Annotated in this window: 21 protein-coding genes and 1 pseudogene; 11 read left to right on the top strand and 11 right to left on the bottom strand. The window is 40.1% G+C overall.

Annotated elements, in window-relative coordinates; all coding sequences use genetic code 11:
• Positions 1–348: 348 nt before the first annotated feature.
• The 7 genes from I2I04_RS06220 to I2I04_RS06245 form a co-directional block, all read right to left on the bottom strand.
• Positions 349–663 (bottom strand): hypothetical protein, encoded by a 315-nt coding sequence (locus I2I04_RS06220; RefSeq protein ID WP_004308733.1) that lies wholly within the window; start codon positions 661–663, stop codon positions 349–351.
• A gap of 466 nt (positions 664–1,129) precedes the next feature.
• On the bottom strand, positions 1,130–1,657 hold the full coding sequence (locus I2I04_RS06225; RefSeq protein WP_004308734.1) for a hypothetical protein: 528 nt from the start codon (positions 1,655–1,657) through the stop codon (positions 1,130–1,132).
• Between the two features lie 487 nt (positions 1,658–2,144).
• Complete coding sequence (locus tag I2I04_RS06230; protein WP_004308735.1) at positions 2,145–2,525, bottom strand: single-stranded DNA-binding protein; 381 nt, start codon at positions 2,523–2,525, stop codon at positions 2,145–2,147.
• A gap of 698 nt (positions 2,526–3,223) precedes the next feature.
• Positions 3,224–3,484 (bottom strand): hypothetical protein, encoded by a 261-nt coding sequence (locus tag I2I04_RS06235; RefSeq protein ID WP_004308737.1) that lies wholly within the window; start codon positions 3,482–3,484, stop codon positions 3,224–3,226.
• 14 nt (positions 3,485–3,498) lie between these two features.
• Positions 3,499–3,828 carry a hypothetical protein gene (locus I2I04_RS06240; protein WP_004308738.1) on the bottom strand — a complete coding sequence of 110 codons (330 nt, stop codon included), beginning with the start codon at positions 3,826–3,828 and terminating at the stop codon, positions 3,499–3,501.
• Between the two features lie 27 nt (positions 3,829–3,855).
• A complete protein-coding gene (locus I2I04_RS23405; RefSeq protein WP_004323451.1) occupies positions 3,856–3,987 on the bottom strand; it encodes a hypothetical protein in 132 nt (43 codons plus the stop codon).
• A 23-nt stretch (positions 3,988–4,010) separates the two neighbouring features.
• On the bottom strand, positions 4,011–4,313 hold the full coding sequence (locus tag I2I04_RS06245) for a hypothetical protein (protein WP_008659523.1): 303 nt from the start codon (positions 4,311–4,313) through the stop codon (positions 4,011–4,013).
• A 71-nt stretch (positions 4,314–4,384) separates the two neighbouring features.
• On the opposite strand from I2I04_RS06245, the gene I2I04_RS06250 reads away from it, so the two are divergent.
• From I2I04_RS06250 to I2I04_RS06260, 3 genes and pseudogenes are all read left to right on the top strand, one after another.
• The gene (locus I2I04_RS06250; RefSeq protein ID WP_008777440.1) at positions 4,385–4,684 is read left to right on the top strand and encodes a hypothetical protein; all 300 of its coding nucleotides are present in this window, start codon (positions 4,385–4,387) and stop codon (positions 4,682–4,684) included.
• Positions 4,685–5,109: 425 nt separating this feature from the next.
• Positions 5,110–5,343 (top strand): annotated as a pseudogene (locus I2I04_RS06255) (lysine exporter LysO family protein); the annotation flags it as partial.
• Positions 5,344–5,636: 293 nt separating this feature from the next.
• Positions 5,637–5,993, top strand: a complete 357-nt coding sequence (locus tag I2I04_RS06260; RefSeq protein WP_195473000.1) for a hypothetical protein — start codon at positions 5,637–5,639, stop codon at positions 5,991–5,993.
• A 61-nt stretch (positions 5,994–6,054) separates the two neighbouring features.
• Here I2I04_RS06260 and I2I04_RS06265 read toward each other — a convergent pair whose 3' ends face one another.
• Positions 6,055–7,122, bottom strand: coding sequence for a DUF2027 domain-containing protein (locus I2I04_RS06265; protein WP_195472999.1), 1,068 nt, complete (start codon positions 7,120–7,122; stop codon positions 6,055–6,057).
• A 183-nt stretch (positions 7,123–7,305) separates the two neighbouring features.
• Here I2I04_RS06265 and I2I04_RS06270 point away from each other — a divergent pair, with 183 nt between their 5' ends.
• Positions 7,306–7,998, top strand: a complete 693-nt coding sequence (locus I2I04_RS06270; RefSeq protein WP_143257740.1) for an HAD family hydrolase — start codon at positions 7,306–7,308, stop codon at positions 7,996–7,998.
• An 80-nt stretch (positions 7,999–8,078) separates the two neighbouring features.
• Here the strand turns inward: I2I04_RS06270 and I2I04_RS06275 are convergent, their stop codons facing one another.
• Positions 8,079–8,852 (bottom strand): response regulator transcription factor, encoded by a 774-nt coding sequence (locus I2I04_RS06275; RefSeq protein ID WP_195654592.1) that lies wholly within the window; start codon positions 8,850–8,852, stop codon positions 8,079–8,081.
• A 93-nt stretch (positions 8,853–8,945) separates the two neighbouring features.
• Between I2I04_RS06275 and I2I04_RS06280 the strand changes: the two genes are divergently transcribed.
• Entirely contained in the window at positions 8,946–9,617 is a 672-nt protein-coding gene (locus tag I2I04_RS06280) for a DUF1349 domain-containing protein (RefSeq protein ID WP_229067731.1), read from the top strand.
• Between the two features lie 110 nt (positions 9,618–9,727).
• Here I2I04_RS06280 and I2I04_RS06285 read toward each other — a convergent pair whose 3' ends face one another.
• On the bottom strand, positions 9,728–10,780 hold the full coding sequence (locus I2I04_RS06285) for a winged helix DNA-binding domain-containing protein (RefSeq protein ID WP_195472958.1): 1,053 nt from the start codon (positions 10,778–10,780) through the stop codon (positions 9,728–9,730).
• A gap of 245 nt (positions 10,781–11,025) precedes the next feature.
• On the opposite strand from I2I04_RS06285, the gene I2I04_RS06290 reads away from it, so the two are divergent.
• From I2I04_RS06290 to I2I04_RS06305, 4 genes are all read left to right on the top strand, one after another.
• Positions 11,026–12,258, top strand: coding sequence for a 3-phosphoshikimate 1-carboxyvinyltransferase (locus tag I2I04_RS06290; RefSeq protein ID WP_195654593.1), 1,233 nt, complete (start codon positions 11,026–11,028; stop codon positions 12,256–12,258).
• A gap of 12 nt (positions 12,259–12,270) precedes the next feature.
• On the top strand, positions 12,271–12,840 hold the full coding sequence (locus I2I04_RS06295) for a Crp/Fnr family transcriptional regulator (protein ID WP_004299287.1): 570 nt from the start codon (positions 12,271–12,273) through the stop codon (positions 12,838–12,840).
• Positions 12,841–12,914: 74 nt separating this feature from the next.
• Positions 12,915–13,631 carry an SDR family NAD(P)-dependent oxidoreductase gene (locus I2I04_RS06300; RefSeq protein ID WP_143257736.1) on the top strand — a complete coding sequence of 239 codons (717 nt, stop codon included), beginning with the start codon at positions 12,915–12,917 and terminating at the stop codon, positions 13,629–13,631.
• A gap of 190 nt (positions 13,632–13,821) precedes the next feature.
• Positions 13,822–14,571 carry a GNAT family N-acetyltransferase gene (locus I2I04_RS06305; protein ID WP_195654594.1) on the top strand — a complete coding sequence of 250 codons (750 nt, stop codon included), beginning with the start codon at positions 13,822–13,824 and terminating at the stop codon, positions 14,569–14,571.
• Between the two features lie 56 nt (positions 14,572–14,627).
• Here I2I04_RS06305 and I2I04_RS06310 read toward each other — a convergent pair whose 3' ends face one another.
• Entirely contained in the window at positions 14,628–15,626 is a 999-nt protein-coding gene (locus I2I04_RS06310; RefSeq protein ID WP_195654595.1) for a M28 family metallopeptidase, read from the bottom strand.
• A 172-nt stretch (positions 15,627–15,798) separates the two neighbouring features.
• Between I2I04_RS06310 and I2I04_RS06315 the strand changes: the two genes are divergently transcribed.
• On the top strand, positions 15,799–16,242 hold the full coding sequence (locus tag I2I04_RS06315; RefSeq protein ID WP_118418354.1) for a phospholipase: 444 nt from the start codon (positions 15,799–15,801) through the stop codon (positions 16,240–16,242).
• Positions 16,242–17,051 (top strand): metal ABC transporter permease, encoded by an 810-nt coding sequence (locus tag I2I04_RS06320; protein ID WP_004307944.1) that lies wholly within the window; start codon positions 16,242–16,244, stop codon positions 17,049–17,051. The genes I2I04_RS06315 and I2I04_RS06320 overlap by 1 nt, the downstream gene beginning before the upstream one ends.
• Positions 17,052–17,053: the final 2 nt, after the last annotated feature.

The following is a 17,053-nucleotide window of genomic DNA, read 5'->3' on the forward strand; positions in this document are numbered from 1 at the left end:
AGTCGGGATTTGATTTTTACGTGCATTCAAGATTGCCTTTAAGGAAAAGCAGGCAAGGAATTTGGACAGAATTTTTACAGTTGCGGTATGGAGCGTATACGACATTTGAGCGATTGAAAATCGGGAAAGCTACTGAAAAATTGTGTTCAAATAGCGTAGCGGTACTTGAATGTTTTTCCGTGGCAATACCTTTGCACAGGAAAAAACAAGTCCTGACTGGTAGCAGCCTGAAACGAAATAATTTCGTTTTATACAAGGGTAAAACGGAGTGATAAAAAAGGGAATGACCACAAAGAGCAGCCGACAAAAGCCGGCTTTCTTTTGTTCCTGTGGGAGGAGCTGGGACATTTAATCCGTTACATCATAATAATAGCTTAGCTCGTCATCTTTCAGATACTCCATTGCATATTGACTGGCTTGTGCCCAAAGGGTATTATACAATGTCGCAATTTCCGGCCTTGTTTCATAATACTGCCATATCTTATGGTTAAGCACTAAAACCAGTTCCGTGAGATACTTGTAGTTCTCTTTCCACTCCTTAAAAGCACGGTTGAAAGTGTCCTGTATCGCCGAAAGACCAAATCGGTCAGCAATGGAAAAATCATTCCAAAAGGTTGTTTGCAATTCATAACCGTTCTCTAACATAAATTCTCTGAATGTCATAATGCCTCAAATTTTAAGATTAATATTTTATTTATTTCCCTTCGATACTTCCTGTACCGAAAGGTTGATTATTTTTCTGCCCACGGGATTGGCGGCCAGAACGGGCAAGGAGGATGCGGAAAATACACTCTTCGATATTTCGGAGAGGAAGATTTTACAGCAGCAAGTGTCAGCGGTCCTTGACAGGACGGACAGCCGGCAATCGAATTTTGCAGGGAAATAACCAGGCTTGCGGGATAGAAATATAGGGGGGTAGCTGGATGGGGCTATAAAGGAGGGCCGGAGTCTAAAAAAGGAAACTGGCACAAGCGGCCACCTACAACAGTTGGGCGGGAACATTCATAAATGTGTAAAAAGGAATAGTTTCCCACCACATTTTATGCAGAATATATACGGCATAAAACACAAGTGCCGTAACAGCCTCTTGAGAAAGCGTTACGGCATTTGTTTAAGTACAGGTTACAGGCTATTTTACCTGAACGAGGTTGTCCTGTAGAGTTTTCCAGCCATACACTGCGGCCACATAGGGGTGGAGGGAACGTGTAACTTGGCGAAAACCATTCTCGTCAATTTCATAGTTGTAGATTTTTGCGGCAATCCGTTCTGCGTCGTCACGATTTTCAGCGACACGGTACAAAACATAATTCGTGCCATCATGGTGCGACATACGGCCTCGTATATCGTAGCCGTCACCGTACCACTCTGCATCATACTGTGTAGATTGTAATATCCCGGCAATGTTGTCACCCAAAATTTGATAGCCTTGTTTGCGTCCGTTCCACAATCCTAAATCTCCAAATGCAATAATGACTCCATTGACATCCTTGTTTAGGTTCTGCCGCTCATCCCCCAATTCATTATACACTTCGTCCGACCACTCTTCATCGCTGACCTTGTAGGCATCATCGTCCAGTTCTTCTCGCTTGAAATTTTGATAATACTCTCTTGCTGTTTCATCCAATAGAGCATCACTTGACCAAATTATTTGTTTCATACATTCTAATTTTTTATTTTCCCTTCCCTTCAGAGGCTTTTACCTCGTCCGGTGGGATTTGATTTTACGTGCAAACCACAAGGCGGAAGAAGGGAACAATGCAAGGAGGAAGCGGAATCCGAAGGATTTCATTTGAACGGCATTGACTGCAAATGAAACGCGCCTTGCAGGTTCACGTCCGACTTAACTTCGCACTGTAAAATTAATGGACGGCGGACGTAACCTCACTTTTGGGAAGAAATATGGTTATAAGAGGGACTGGAAAGCTGCTCAGAGGTATGGAATTGAGAGAGTCTTCTTTTTTCTATTGAAAATCGTAATCTGCCTGTTCATCAAGTGGAGCTAAGTATAACAGTATTACCGGGTGAAGATTTCATTTGGAGCTTGGCATCGCAACAGTCACTTATAAAAGTATGATGCGTATTAATCCGGTCATGAGCAAAACAAAAGCGACCAAAAGATCGCTTTGTTCATGATAAGGCAAGAATTATTTTTTGCCTTTTTTCACGGGCTTTACCGGCTTTTCAGGAACATCCTCCTTTTCGATAGGAGGATAAAACTTGACAGCCACCATAACAACACGATTGTGCTTCACACCGACCTTGTCGGTCCACTCTTCAGGCTTAAAGTAGCCTTCAATGGTGAGCATCGTACCTTTGGTCAGTTGGTCGAATGACCCAGTATTCTCGTTTTTACGCCAAGCCTCAATATTCATAAAGGCTGAAATGCGGTTGGTTTCCTCGGCATTCCTTTCCTGACGGCTTACGGCCAATGGGAAACGTGCGACACTGCTGTTGGTGAACTCTCGGATTTCAGCGTCTTTACCTAAGAATCCGGTTACTGTGAAATTGTTTTCAATCTTTTTCATGTTGAATTGCTTTTAGAAGTTATTAAATCAATTTTTACACTGCCTAAAAAGTAGATGTCGTTTAAGGGATGCACCAAGGATAGCGCGTCAATACGCTTTATTTTTAGCCACAGGTAAAATCGAAGGCTCGATAAAGGAAGATTGAAGCGGCTACGCCATTGGTCAAGACAACCATGTCGTTCCCGTCGGCATACTATCTTTGCAGAGGAAAAATGATGATTGCTTCGATAAAAAGCGATTATGGAAAATGGGAAACAAGTAAACCGGTAATGATAAGGAAAAAGAGCAAATCCAAATGTCGGCACAAAGGCGAGACATCCGTCCGAAAGTCAGTGAAGAATAGCAAAGCCAAAGCGAGACATGCCTGGCTTGAATTGAGACTGTAACAAACAGAATACCATCCAATCAGAAAAAAGGCCACTGCATAAGGAATGTGTCAGCCAAGAGTGGACAGAAGCGTAGGTAGCCCATCCTTGGAGGATAGTGATATCCGCATCGAAAAAAAAATGGAACTGGAAGGAAAAACGGCAGGAAGAACCAGACTTTTCACAAAGTGGTTTCCAATTCGCTTTGTGCGAATGGCTGGTTTCTACAAAAGGGAGTGGCGCAGCCAAAAGAAAAAGTTATAAAAGGAAAATGGAAGTAAGGCTGAAATGGGTGATTCCATTCCAGCCAGTCGATGATATTTGTCCAAGGTGTCATTGAAATTCAACCATCATAATACGATGCTCGAATATTTTGGTTTTGTCGCTGGGACGTCGCTGGCAAACCCAAAGGTGTCGTGCACCGTAACCGTATGTGAAATATTCATCAAGTGGAGTTTTTTTCTCCAACTGTCTCATGCTTTCACGCAATTCCGCCTCATTGCCAGAAAAAAGAATCGTGTTAATGATTCGGAAATAAAGTTCAGTTACCTCGTCACAATAGGGGCAAAAGCTGTGTTCAATTGTTACTTTCATGCTTCTTTTGATTTTTATTGTACTTCGATTATATCTTCAATTCGACCATATAGGACAGAACGTAGTGCGGTTTTGTCAATGGTATAATATTCGGCAATATGTCCGTGTTGTTTCACGAAATACCGTTTGAGAACATCGGAGAAGTCAAAACGGTAGCCCATTAAAGCGATACCTCTTTTGAAATGGCAGCACTCTTTCACATTGCGGGTGAGCCAGTTCTTTTCTTCCCGACTCAACTTGTCGCCATTATCAAGACGTTCCCGTAATTTGTAAACCTTGCTATCTTTCAGTTTTTCCAATTCGGGCACATCCCATTGGACGAATTTCATTGCTATCTGTGTCATGGTTTCTATGTTGTAAAATTGTAAAAATTACTTCATCACAGTATTTAATACTCTCTCTTTGCCACAGATGAAACGAACAGTGATTTTGTTGTCGAAATCACCGACAATCGTTCCATCCGTGTGTCTCTTATAGAATAAGCAAAGTGTAGGATAGACCATAATTTTACTTTATCTTCTTCTACTCATTCAGTTATTAATTTGACCTTCCATTCTCCCTGAGAGAATATTCTAAAGCTCACGTACTCGTCTTCAAATTCATAGGTTAGAATCTTGATATAGACTTTATCTTTGTCCTCCAACGATTCTACCAATTTTTTGATTTCTTCTTCTGGATACACCCAACGAGAGGAAAATTCTGCATCTACACTATCACCATATCGATTGGTAAATTCGCTGAAAGTGTCATCCAAGAAAGCCTCTATTTTGTCGAGGTCTGTTTTATTTTCCGTTCTTGCGTGGAAAATGTTGGTTGCATAATTTGCCATAAATACCAAGTTTTAAGTTTGTTACTTTCCCTCCTGTAGCATTTCACTTACTTTCGGGCTTGATTGAAATTATGTCGCTTCAACAGGTGGCATGGCTATGTATGCAGGGTTTCACTACAAAATACTACCTCTGCGAAGCGGAGCGTGGAGATTTTGTAGTGAACCTTCAGGTTACAACCTTGCATACAATAAAGACATGGCAAATACCTTTGCGACACAATTCCCATCGGGCAGACCGAAAGTTGATATGCGAGCATGTGGGAGTTTGCTCGGTACGGATGTGTGTAAAAGGTGGCTATGAAGTAAAAGAGTATCGCAGCGAAAAGAGAAAAGAGGCAAGAGCTTATCTTCTCTTTTGGCTGTATGGGTAGAATGGGAAAATCACAAAAAGTAACATGAAAATCCAGTTTGGTTTAGTTTGTTAGCCTTATATATGCTAAACTAAATTAAACTAAATATAGGCAGGCATTTTTGGCTGCCTGTACAAAAAAGATTATCTTTGCTACAAGCAATACAACTTCAAGAGATAATAATTTGTATTCTCTTTATGAGCTGCAAATAATTTGTTAGTTAAAGTTAGGAGCAAATTCTTCGAATGATGAGAGCAGATAAAATTGCTCAGAATGCACTCTGAAAGCAAACAAACGAAAAGAAAGAAACAGAGTGCAAATAGAAAAATGAGAAATCACTTTAATTCCTATTTTTGTTCCTTATTTGTTTCTCCATTAAAATTACCTTTCTTATAATATATTGATTATAAAATATTTAAGTGTATATTTTTAAGATGGTTAAGAATATTCCCAATATCATGCGTGAAATTATCGCTTTGCTATGCGCACCATTGCTAGTGAAATATTTCGGAAAGTTAGCCCCTATCTCCGTTGGTGGAGCTACAACGATGGATACAACTCTTCCTATCATTACCCGATATTCGGGAAAGGAATTTGTTATCATTTCCATCTTCCATGGCTTTGTTGTCGATTTCAGTGTTCCGTTCCTTGTCACATTCCTTTGTTCAATATCATTTTAATAGCAACAAATCCTGAAACAGAGAAATATTCTACTACCGTTTCCGTACACGTATTACAAAAATGTTTCATAAAAAGGCATTTTTATATCAAAAAGCAGATCACCTCTTGACTTACATCAAGAAATCAGCCTAAAAAGAATCTTTTCCTTTTCTTTATTTTTATGCTATAAAACATATTCTTATATTTGCATAGGTAAAAAGAAAAAACTAAGCGCTTAGACAGTATTTTCAATAGGTATTAGATTTGTTTTTAGGAATAGTTTTTAGGTATAACAATTAAAAAAGTAGGTATTATGAAACGTTTAGGATTAACATTAGTGGCAGCGCTCTGCCTTGCTGCTACAACATTTGCAGCCGGAAATCAGCCTACAACTGCAAAATGGGAAGGTAACATCAATGTAAGCAAACTAGGCAAATATTTAAAGCTAAACTCCGATCAGAGTGAAGAAGTAGCCAATATTTGCGATTACTTCTCCGAACAGATGTCAAGAGCTACAACAGCGAAGAAAGATAAAGAAGCAAAATTGCGCAATGCTGTTTATGGTAACTTGAAACTGATGAAAAAGACTCTTAGTGCTGAACAGTATGCCAAGTATGCAGCTTTGATGAACATCACTTTACAGAATAAAGGTATTGAACTGAATAAGTAAAATGATTAATATGTAAGAGAGAGAGGGTGGAAGCCGGTTGGCTTCCACTTTTTTTATACCATTATTTAATAGTTACCATCGTAGCCCCAAACCCATATTCCTGGAAAGAAGCATCCTGATAACGGCAATTACTATATTTCCGTTTCAATTCATCAATGACAGCCTTTCGAAGTACCCCATCTCCCTTGCCGTGAATAAAGACTATTTTCTGTTCACGCTTATTCTTATAGTTTTCCATCACTTCGCGAAACTTATCCAATTGGTAATTCAGAATTTCAGCATTGCCCATCCCTTGAGTATCATCCAGCAAAGAATCGATATGAAGATCTATTTCAATAATTCCGCTCTTTCCGCCATGAGTAATATGGTTTGGTTTCACAATAGGTTGTGACTTCGGTTTATCTACAGACTTCTTTTGCAACAAAGCCTCTTGAATCTCCTCCGCTGAAACATATACTTGTTTGGCAGGCATATCATCTTTCACTATGTCATAAATCAAAGCCGGTTCTTCAAAGAAATCAGAGTCGCTAAATGTATGAAGTTTATAGAACTTCACGGTATCAATCCGTATCTCCACACTAACAGCCGGTTTGATAGCCGCAGGCTTACCGTCCTTGAAAGCGATCAACTGAACAGCCACCCGCTCCATATCATTCAGTACATCTTTCGTGAACTCTTCCAACAACAATTTTGTATTGGGCTCCACCAAACCGTGTGAACGGTTCTTCCATGCTTTTCCTTCTGCACTCAAATAAGTGTAATACAAATAATAATTGCTATCATTTACCAGATAAGTTTCAAAAGGAGTAGTCATCATCGCTTTTGCGTCTTCGGGCACATAAGCTAGAAATACATTCAAAGTATCTCCTCCACGCACCTCCGGCTGACGTTGAATGACAGGCATTTCCGGTTTTACCGGTTTAACAGGTTCTTCCGGTTTCGGAGCAGACGAACCGGGTTTACGCCTCATATTATAGTCATCTGTTTCAATCACTACACACTCACGTATCGGCATTGGAATATCAAATCCATCCGCATCTTCTACCAACACAAAATCCTTTCCCTGGAATCCAGTTACGATTCCACCGCCTACCTCACTAAGAAAGCGTACTTTATCTCCTATTTTCATTATTGTATATCCAATTAAAATTCAAACTCAAAAAAACGAGTAACAAAGATAGAGATTTCTATGAAATTAAATGGAGATTCAGTTCTAAAAACAAACCGTCTGCCTTTATTCCCCTTTTTATTGTAACTTTGCATACGAAATACCAAACATATGATCTAAAATTCACCATTAACGACGAAACCGATGAAAGAACTTATTAAAGTCATTGCTTTTGATGCAGACGATACCTTGTGGAGCAATGAACCTTTTTTCCAGGAAATAGAGAAACAATATACAGACCTGTTAATGCCTTATGGCACTTCTGAAGATATTTCAGCCGCTTTATTTCAAACAGAAATGAATAATCTGAAATATCTCGGCTATGGAGCCAAAGCTTTCACCATTTCTATGGTAGAGACAGCTTTGCATATGAGTGGACAAAAGATTTCAGGTAGAGACATTCAACATATTATTGAATTAGGCAAATCATTATTGAAAATGCCTATTGAACTATTGCCGGGAGTAAAAGAAACGCTTAAAGTATTGAAAGAGAAAGGTAAATACAAATTAGTAGTTGCCACAAAAGGAGATTTGCTCGATCAGGAGAATAAGCTGGAGCGTTCCGGATTAGCCTCTTATTTCGATCACATTGAAGTGATGTCCGATAAAACAGAGAAAGAATATCAACGAATGTTGAATATCTTACAGATTGCTCCTTCCGAATTTGTCATGATTGGAAATTCTCTGAAATCAGATATTCAACCTGTTCTATCGCTGGGAGGATATGGCATACATATTCCTTTTGAAGTGATGTGGAAACATGAAGTAGTAGACACATTCACACATGACCATCTGAAACAGGTGAAAAGATTTGATGAATTACTGCTTTTGTTTTAAATAAGTTCCGTTCTTTCTTCAGATAAGTTTCAAATCTGAAGAAAGAAATCAGTAAACAATGCCATCTTATTGGAATACAATTACAACAGTTTCATCAATTCTGCAGCCCGACACGCTTCTATCGAATTACCGACAGAGAGTTTTTCCAAAATATTTTGCCGGTGTCGACTGACTGTATTCACACTAATATAAAGGATAGCTGCAATTTCTTTACTAGATAGTCCTTTACGTATACAACGAAGTATTTCCTTTTCGCGTTCGGATAGGATATTGCGATGTTCTTCCAGAAGAAAGAGCGTTTCGACCTCTCCACGTTCCATATGGGTAATAGTAGGATATATCCCCTGTTCTGTTCGTTGATCTGCAGACAAAGTATAAAGACAAAAAATCAGCCATACACTTCCGGAAGGAGTATTTTCCATTATCTGCACTAAGTTATCAATATACTGATAGACTCCTTTCTCATTCATCATACGTATTCTGCATCTTCCCCGATACTTCAACCGTTCTTCGGAAGAGATCGAAAAGGTCTTCTGAAAAAACTTATACTCCAATAACCGCTTTTCTACCAAATCCTCAGGATGAATACGCCGATAAATACAATCTTCATCCATAGAATCAATCACACTCAAAGCTGCTTCTTCGGGAGTTAAACCTAGAAAATGCGCCCAAGGATGAACAGCAATATAACTTTTTCTATTCGAAAGATCTGAAATAACAGCGCATCCACCATTAATCTCCGTCAATGAATGAATAAAGCGCTGATGTTGCTCTACAACTCCATTATCCAATATTTCATCGGTTATCAGTTGTGTCGCATAAACTTCATCTATTTCCTTTTGTAATACATCCATCTTATAAAATGGTTATTATTCAGTATTGTTACACACGGAGGTATGACCTATCTTTGCGCCACAAAGATAAAGATAAAGATAATCAAATAAGAAATGATCATGAAACATTTAAAAATCAAAATCATGTCAATAGCCTTTATGGCAGTAGCTACTTCTTCTATGGCACAAAGTCTGAATAAGATGAATTGGCTGAATGAGCCTCAACAGTGGGAAATAAAAGATGGCAAAACTTTAGTGATGGATGTTCCTGCAAAAACAGACTTTTGGCGTATTTCCCATTATGGATTCACAGTGGACGACGGACCTTTCTATTATGCGACTTATGGTGGAGAATTTGAAGCCAAAGTAAAAATTACCGGCAACTATGTGACCACCTTTGACCAAATGGGATTGATGCTGCGCATCGACCATGAGAACTGGATAAAAGCAGGTGTGGAATACGTTGATGGCAAACAGAATGTAAGTGCGGTAGTTACGCACCGTACTAGCGACTGGAGTGTAGTACAATTGCCGGATGCTCCCCGCTCTATATGGATAAAAGCAGTCCGTCGCCTGGATGCAGTAGAAATATTTTTTTCACGTGACGACAAAGAATATATCATGATACGTACTTGCTGGTTGCAGGATAATTGTCCTGTTATGGTAGGATTGATGGGAGCTTGTCCGGACGGCAAAGGTTTCACTGCTACATTCGAAGAGTTTAAAGTGACTCCATTAGCCGATCAAAGAAGACTGGAATGGGCCAAGAAACAAATGAATAAATAAAAACATATTATACTTTATGTGCTCTATTTCCTTATATAAGAAAATAGGGCACATACAAAAATTTCCTATATATTCGGATTTATACAACAATAAAGGATACACTTTCCATATTATCTCCAAAACCGTATATACTTATCTTTCTCACGGTCTAACGCAACTTCATCGACACAATCATCCAACCGGAACCATGAATGTTCTATAAATGAATCTCTCTTTTTAACTGATTTATCCCAGTTTCCTATCACTTGCCCCTCATGAAGAACAATCGGATAAAACAGCCCATTATTGGTAAATGCTTTCGAGTAATGCTCTTTGGGCAAAACGTCTGTCCGGTCTTTATAACCAAGCAAATATTCATCATAAGAAGGAAGAAGATGCAAACTGCCGGTAACTTTTCCACGAGTCCGGCAATCTTCATGAATATACCATGTTTGTCCATTCCATTCTTCTGCCGTTAATTCCGAATCAATCAAATAAACAGCTTGACGTGCATCTGTAATAGGCAATCCCGACCACCAGACAAAATCTTGCAAAACAGCAGGAGCATGACTACGAAAATAGCTTCTAGCCAAACGAACCAAAGATTCATCTTTGGTCAATTCCGGCATCGGTGGAACACGCTCTTCCAAAAGTGCATACGTACATTTACTTCCTTTATCTTCTCCACTACATACAATCCCCACCTGCTCCGCACGAGCCATAAAGCGGGTCATACGGTGATTATCCGCTACAATCCCCGAACGATTAAAATGCTCGGCAATCTCCTGCCTTGTCAGACTTTTCTTCCCACAAAGAATTTTCTCCAACAGATTATTACTTTTCGTATAGAGTTCTTCAGAAATTTCCAAGTCATGACCTTTCGCATAAGACTCATTAGCAGATATTATACGCCCCGCGGAAAGTTTCAACATCCATCGGATATCTTCTGCCGCTACGAGATGCCATGTCGGACGCATCACATGAGTCCGCAGGATTTCACCATCGCGAAGCGCTTTTTCCACAATCTGAATCGTTGCCGACTTCAAACGCATCCCCACTGCCCATTTCACCATGGAATAATTCTGTGCCTGCATAGCCCCCATCCAGGACACAAGTTCCTTTGGTTGAGAGAAAAGAGGACTTAATAACTGTTGATTAAGTAAACGTATATTCGGTATTTTCATTTTAATTTATTGCTATTTTTATCAATGCAAAACAATAAGGCATACAAGGATTTTATTTTCATGAGCTTATTATTAGTACATTGCAAATATAAAATTTCTTTCCATACAAATCATTGTTAATGATAAAAAGAATAAATAAGAAGATACAGATATTGCCTCAACTCCCTATCCAAGAGTCCAAACCAGTTGGAAGTCTCCAAATAAATCTCTACTTTTGTACTCCATAACAAAGAATATACCAAGAAATGATACTCTATAAACTCATCCCTCCTTCAGTAGTAACAGCAATGATCCAGTTGCCGGCTTCCAAAAGTATCAGTAATCGTGCATTAATTATCAATGCGCTGGGTAAAGGTATTTATCCTCCAGAAAACCTGTCCGATTGTGACGATACAGAGGTGATGATAAAAGCTCTCACTGAAGGAAAAGAGACGATTGACATTATGGCTGCGGGCACTGCTATGCGTTTCCTTACCGCCTATTTAAGTGTAACTCCGGGAGAACGGACGATCACAGGAACAGCCCGTATGCAGCAACGTCCGATACAGATATTAGTCAATGCACTTCGTGAGTTAGGAGCTGAAATAGAGTATACCCACAATGAAGGATATCCTCCCCTCTGCATCAAAGGTGCAGAGTTGAAAGGAAATGAAATAACCTTGAAAGGAAATGTCAGTTCCCAATATATATCTGCTCTGCTGATGATAGGTCCGGCACTCAAAGACGGATTGACTTTACATTTAAGCGGAGAGATTATTTCCCGCCCTTATATCAATCTTACATTGCAATTGATGCAAGACTTTGGAGCCAAAGCCGCATGGACTTCTCCCAGTAGCATTTCCGTTGCCCCACAGCCCTATCAGAGTATTCCTTTCAAAATAGAAAGTGATTGGAGCGCAGCTTCCTATTGGTATCAGATTGCCGCCTTATCTCCCAAAGCAGAAATTGAATTATTGGGATTGTTCCGTAACAGTTATCAGGGTGATAGCCGGGGAGCGGAAGTTTTCTCACGGTTGGGTATAACCACCGAATTTACTCCACAAGGCGTGAAACTAAAAAAAACAGGAAAAGTACCGGAAAGACTGGAAGAAGACTTTGTTGACATTCCGGATTTAGCACAGACATTTGTCGTAACTTGCGCCTTGCTGAATATTCCTTTCCGCTTCACCGGATTACAAAGCCTGAAAATAAAAGAAACCGACCGCATTGCCGCCCTGCGAATTGAGCTTAAAAAGTTGGGATATGTGATCGAGGAAGAAAATGACAGTATATTAATGTGGAATGGCGAACGATGTGAACCGGAAAAAACTCCGGTGATTGAAACCTACGAGGATCATCGGATGGCAATGGCATTTGCACCGGCAATTATCCGCCATCCCAATTTACTCATTGCCGACCCACAAGTCGTTACCAAATCATATCCCGGATACTGGGAAGATTTGAAACAGGCCGGATTTCAGGTTATAAACGAAGGCTAATTTCCATACGCTGTGGAAGATTTCAACAAATATACTTCCCACATCAACTACTCCCCTATTGTCGATTTTGTATTGCAACAGGGGAAGCAGACCTATTATAAGAAAGGAGACTACTTTTCCCGCCAGGGAGAAGTATGCAAAACAATGGGGTTCGTCAGTTCCGGTTCTTTCCGATACTGTTGCACCAACAGTGTAGGCGAGAGCAGTATTGTAGGCTATACTTTCGACCATTCTTTTGTTGGCAACTATCCGGCTTTTCAGTTACAGGATAAATCAAATGTAGATATACAAGCCTTATGTGACTGTTCGGTATACGTAATCAATTATCAGCAAATGGCAGACTTCTACGATACCAACGACGCTCACCAAAAGTTAGGACGCCGCATCGCAGAAACGTTATTGTGGGAAGTCTACGACCGGATGATTTCAATGTACAGCCTGACACCGGAAGAACGCTATCTTGAAATTATCAATCGTTGTCCCGACTTACTGAAACTGATAACTTTAAAAGAACTGGCTTCTTACCTTCTAATTCGTCCCGAAACATTAAGCCGTATCCGAAGAAAAGTCGTACAAAAGTAAATTCTTGATTTCAATCAAGAGTTTATTTATTCTCTACCCTTACTTTTGCGGGCAAACAAAGTATATTGTATTTCATGAAAAAAATTATAATTATAGGTGCAACCTCCGGCATCGGTCGTGGATTGGCGGAAGTCTATTCTCAAGAAGATTATCTTATCGGCATTACCGGTCGCAGGGAAAATCTATTAGAAGAGGTATGCGCCCGGAACAAAGACAAACTATTCTACCAAGTGTGCGACATCACTGATACACAAGCTACCATTTCATCCCTTGAAACTCTCACTCAAAAGATGGGTGGAATGGATATATTGATTATCTGCGCCGGGACCGGAGAACTAAATCCCGAACTATCCTACCAATTGGAAGAACCTACCTTACTAACGAACGTGATAGGATTCACCAACATCGCAGACTGGGGGTTCCGATATTTCGAACAGCAAAAAAGCGGGCATCTGGTTACCATTTCCTCCGTTGGAGGTACGCGCGGCAGTGGCATCGCTCCTGCCTACAACGCGTCGAAAGCCTATCAAATCAACTATATGGAAGGACTACGACAGAAAGCAACTAAATCTCCTTATTCTATTTACACTACTGATATTCGTCCCGGGTTTGTAGACACCGCCATGGCAAAAGGAGAAGGATTGTTCTGGGTTACTCCCGTTGAGAAAGCTGTGAAACAAATTAAAAAAGCTATCTCTAAAAAGAAAAAAGTAGCTTTCATTTCCAAAAGATGGAGATATGTAACTATCCTGTTTCGTCTGTTGCCATCTGCTATTTATTGCCGGATGTAAAGTTCTGCCTGTTCGCCACCTCTCTATATTATAGTAAGAAAAGAAACTTTCGTGAATTCTACAACCTGGCAAGAGAGATTATCTGCACAAATTCACTACCTTTGCAAAGGTACTCTATCAACAGACCCATAAAGAATTACAATTACTACACTAACCGATTGACAATATCGAACTTGAAATAAAGGTATATATGAATACTGATTTCGTAAACTTAACAACAGAAAATCTTTCTAATGAGCATTTATGCTGCCTTATCCGCAGCAAAAAGTCTCATCCTGGTATTGAAGCAAAGCGACAATGGCTTTCCGACCGGCTGAATGAAGGCCATGTCTTTAGAAAGTTAAATGCAAAAGCTACAGTCTTCATTGAATATGCCCCTCTTGAAACAGCTTGGGTTCCCATCATTGGTAACAACTATTATTATCTGTATTGTTTATGGGTCTTAGGCAGCCCCCGAGGAAACGGATATGGGAAAGCATTAATAGAGTACTGTATAGCCGATGCCAAAGAAAAAGGCAGATCCGGTATTTGTATGCTCGGGGCAAAAAAACAGAAGAGCTGGCTTTCTGATCAATCATTTGCAAAGAAATTTGGTTTTGAAGTTGTTGACACTACCGATAACGGATATGAATTGCTTGCTCTTTCTTTTGACGGAACAACACCGAAATTTGCGCCAAATGCCAAGAATCTGAAAATAGAAAGTGAGGAACTGACGATTTATTATGATATGCAATGCCCCTATATCTATAAATACATTGAAATGATCAAACAATATTGTGAAACAAATGATGTCCCTGTTTCTTTTATTCAAGTAAATACGCTACAGAAAGCAAAAGAGTTACCTTGTGTTTTTAATAATTTTGCTGTATTTTATAAAGGAAGTTTTGAGACTGTGAATTTGCCAACTATCGACTATTTAAAAAGAATACTCAAAAAATAAGAAATACAATCCTGACTTTTCCCGTTAATTATCAGGATTGTATTTTATCTGCTTCATTAGAAAGACTTCTCATTTGCCATCTTCCACATATTGAGAAAAGAGGCTTTAGTGATTTCTACAACCTTATCCCAATTCAGCCGGTTGGCATGATCAGAAGGCTGGTGATAATCAGGGTGCCCGTCCGTATGATACCAGATGATCGGAATGCCTACTTTGGCAAACGAACCGTTATCACTTCCTCCTATCGGATTTTCCCAGGCGCGGTAATCCGGTTCCAATTGCAAACTGTATTTTCTGATATCCTCTTTCAACCAATCCCCAAAGACCGGATGGGCGGCTGTATAGAAATAAACGACCTGTTTGGGCTGTTGAGGTTTGTTGTTACGGCCAATCATGTCAAAGTTCAGATAGCCTTTGATTTGAGACAGGAAAGGACAAGTTTGCACAAAATACTTTGAGCCAAGCAGTCCTTTTTCTTCTCCATCCCAAAAAGCAAAGACTACATTTCTTTCGGGTTGCTGTCCACTGGCTAGAAAGGCTCTTGCAATTTGCAGCACTGCCGATACACCGGAAGCATTATCGTCAGCACCATTGTATATTTGGTCGCCATCGAGTGCTGGATCAATACCTAAATGATCGAAATGAGCCCCCACAATCACATATTCTTTGGTATTTTTACCGGGAATCATTCCCAATACATTCCTCATGGAAAGCTTCTGATGAACTGCCTGTTTCAGTTTAGCTATGGAATCAGGATGTACTTCCAGACGTCCTTTTTTCTGACGTTCTCTACGGTAAGCATCAAAAGGCTGGAAATAGCTGTCAGCCAAAGGTGATACTCCCATCCATTGCAACAAAGAAACAATATATTCCGAAGTCACACGCGAACCATGAAAACCGGCCTCACGCCCTTGCAATTCATCGCCTGCCAGAAAGTTGATAGTAGCTTCGGCAGAGGAACGGTTAATCGTATTCAGCCCTCTCTCAACAGGAGATTGGGCAAAAGTAATGTTTCCAACCAACAGTAACGCTAATAGTAAATAATCTCTCTTCATTGTACTTCAAATATCTTAAGTCATCTTCATTGATTGGTGAGATTTAATTCACCTGCCAATGTTTATTTTGTAGGTAACATACAAAAGTACGAAAGAAATGGATAGCATACATGATAGAATGCAAATTTATAAGTAACTTTGCACAAATTTGATTTGTAACTGTTATATTGTCATGTGGATACTTATTATAAGTCTGGTGTTGCTGGGTGTCATTGCGCTGATAGCCGGAATTATCCGCAACAAAAGACTGCAAAAGAAAATAGAAAAGGGCGAACTGGACCGTATGCCGGAAGTGAAGGAAGTAGATGTAGAATGCTGCGGACAACACGAAGTATGCGAACGGGATAGCCTGCTGGCAGCTGTCAGCAAAAAGATAGAATATTATGATGATGAAGAACTGGACCAGTTCATTGGCAAGGCAGGAGATGCGTATACAGAAGAAGAGACAGAAATGTTTCGGGATGTATTGTATACGACACTGGATGTAGAAGTGGCCGGATGGGTACGTAGCCTTCAGCTCCGTGGCATTGAATTGCCGGATGATCTCAAAGACGAAGTTTTTCTGATTATCGGAGAAAGAAGAAACGTAGAAGTAAAAAAGGCAGATGACAGGTGATGGATTTACTACAATATACATTCTTTCAACACGCCCTGCTGGGAAGTCTGCTGGCAAGCATAGCCTGTGGGATTATCGGTACCTATATCGTAACCCGCCGCCTGGTATTTATCAGTGGAGGAATCACTCATGCTTCTTTCGGAGGAATCGGATTAGGATTGTTTGCCGGAATTTCCCCGATACTATCGGCAGCCGTTTTCTCGGTATTATCAGCTTTTGGTGTCGAGTGGCTCAGCAGACGGAAAGATATGCGCGAAGATTCTGCCATTGCAGTATTCTGGACGTTAGGGATGGCACTTGGAATTATGTTCAGCTTCCTGTCGCCGGGATTTGCGCCCGACTTATCAGCTTACCTCTTCGGGAATATCCTGACCATCAATCAAATTGACTTATGGATGCTCGGCATATTGGCACTGATACTGACCGGATTCTTTTATCTGTTTATCCGCCCTATCGTATATATTGCCTTTGACCGTGAGTTTGCACGTTCGCAAAAGATTCCGGTAGAGATATTCGAATATGTGTTGATGATGTTCATTGCGCTGACAATTGTAGCCTGCCTGCGTATGGTAGGTATCGTACTGGCCATTTCTCTTCTCACCATTCCACAGATGACAGCCAACTTGTTCACTTATAGTTTCAAGAAGATTATCTGGTTATCAATCGGCATCGGTTTCTTGGGCTGCCTGGGTGGATTATTTATTTCTTATCACTGGAAAGTCCCTTCGGGAGCTTCCATCATATTCTTCTCTATCCTGATTTACGCCGTTTGTAAAATCGGAAAGAGTTGTTGCAGAAAAAAGTCATAATA

Origin of the sequence: Bacteroides sp. 1001136B_160425_E2 (assembly GCF_015559655.1) — a bacterium.
Taxonomy (GTDB): domain Bacteria; phylum Bacteroidota; class Bacteroidia; order Bacteroidales; family Bacteroidaceae; genus Bacteroides; species Bacteroides luhongzhouii.

Excerpts from the sequence above, each read along its gene's own strand:
- I2I04_RS06270 (WP_143257740.1), top strand. The coding sequence starts at position 7,306 with ATGAAAGAACTTATTAAAGTCATTGCTTTTGATGCAGACGATACCTTG.
- I2I04_RS06230 (WP_004308735.1), bottom strand. The coding sequence starts at position 2,525 with ATGAAAAAGATTGAAAACAATTTCACAGTAACCGGATTCTTAGGTAAA.
- I2I04_RS06285 (WP_195472958.1), bottom strand. The coding sequence starts at position 10,780 with ATGAAAATACCGAATATACGTTTACTTAATCAACAGTTATTAAGTCCT.
- I2I04_RS06240 (WP_004308738.1), bottom strand. The coding sequence starts at position 3,828 with ATGACACAGATAGCAATGAAATTCGTCCAATGGGATGTGCCCGAATTG.
- I2I04_RS06260 (WP_195473000.1), top strand. The coding sequence starts at position 5,637 with ATGAAACGTTTAGGATTAACATTAGTGGCAGCGCTCTGCCTTGCTGCT.
- I2I04_RS06290 (WP_195654593.1), top strand. The coding sequence starts at position 11,026 with ATGATACTCTATAAACTCATCCCTCCTTCAGTAGTAACAGCAATGATC.
- I2I04_RS23405 (WP_004323451.1), bottom strand. The coding sequence starts at position 3,987 with ATGGTCTATCCTACACTTTGCTTATTCTATAAGAGACACACGGATGGA.
- I2I04_RS06250 (WP_008777440.1), top strand. The coding sequence starts at position 4,385 with ATGTCGCTTCAACAGGTGGCATGGCTATGTATGCAGGGTTTCACTACA.
- I2I04_RS06310 (WP_195654595.1), bottom strand. The coding sequence starts at position 15,626 with ATGAAGAGAGATTATTTACTATTAGCGTTACTGTTGGTTGGAAACATT.
- I2I04_RS06305 (WP_195654594.1), top strand. The coding sequence starts at position 13,822 with ATGAATACTGATTTCGTAAACTTAACAACAGAAAATCTTTCTAATGAG.
- I2I04_RS06275 (WP_195654592.1), bottom strand. The coding sequence starts at position 8,852 with ATGGATGTATTACAAAAGGAAATAGATGAAGTTTATGCGACACAACTG.
- I2I04_RS06265 (WP_195472999.1), bottom strand. The coding sequence starts at position 7,122 with ATGAAAATAGGAGATAAAGTACGCTTTCTTAGTGAGGTAGGCGGTGGA.
- I2I04_RS06225 (WP_004308734.1), bottom strand. The coding sequence starts at position 1,657 with ATGAAACAAATAATTTGGTCAAGTGATGCTCTATTGGATGAAACAGCA.
- I2I04_RS06245 (WP_008659523.1), bottom strand. The coding sequence starts at position 4,313 with ATGGCAAATTATGCAACCAACATTTTCCACGCAAGAACGGAAAATAAA.
- I2I04_RS06235 (WP_004308737.1), bottom strand. The coding sequence starts at position 3,484 with ATGAAAGTAACAATTGAACACAGCTTTTGCCCCTATTGTGACGAGGTA.
- I2I04_RS06220 (WP_004308733.1), bottom strand. The coding sequence starts at position 663 with ATGACATTCAGAGAATTTATGTTAGAGAACGGTTATGAATTGCAAACA.
- I2I04_RS06320 (WP_004307944.1), top strand. The coding sequence starts at position 16,242 with ATGGATTTACTACAATATACATTCTTTCAACACGCCCTGCTGGGAAGT.
- I2I04_RS06280 (WP_229067731.1), top strand. The coding sequence starts at position 8,946 with ATGATCATGAAACATTTAAAAATCAAAATCATGTCAATAGCCTTTATG.
- I2I04_RS06315 (WP_118418354.1), top strand. The coding sequence starts at position 15,799 with ATGTGGATACTTATTATAAGTCTGGTGTTGCTGGGTGTCATTGCGCTG.
- I2I04_RS06300 (WP_143257736.1), top strand. The coding sequence starts at position 12,915 with ATGAAAAAAATTATAATTATAGGTGCAACCTCCGGCATCGGTCGTGGA.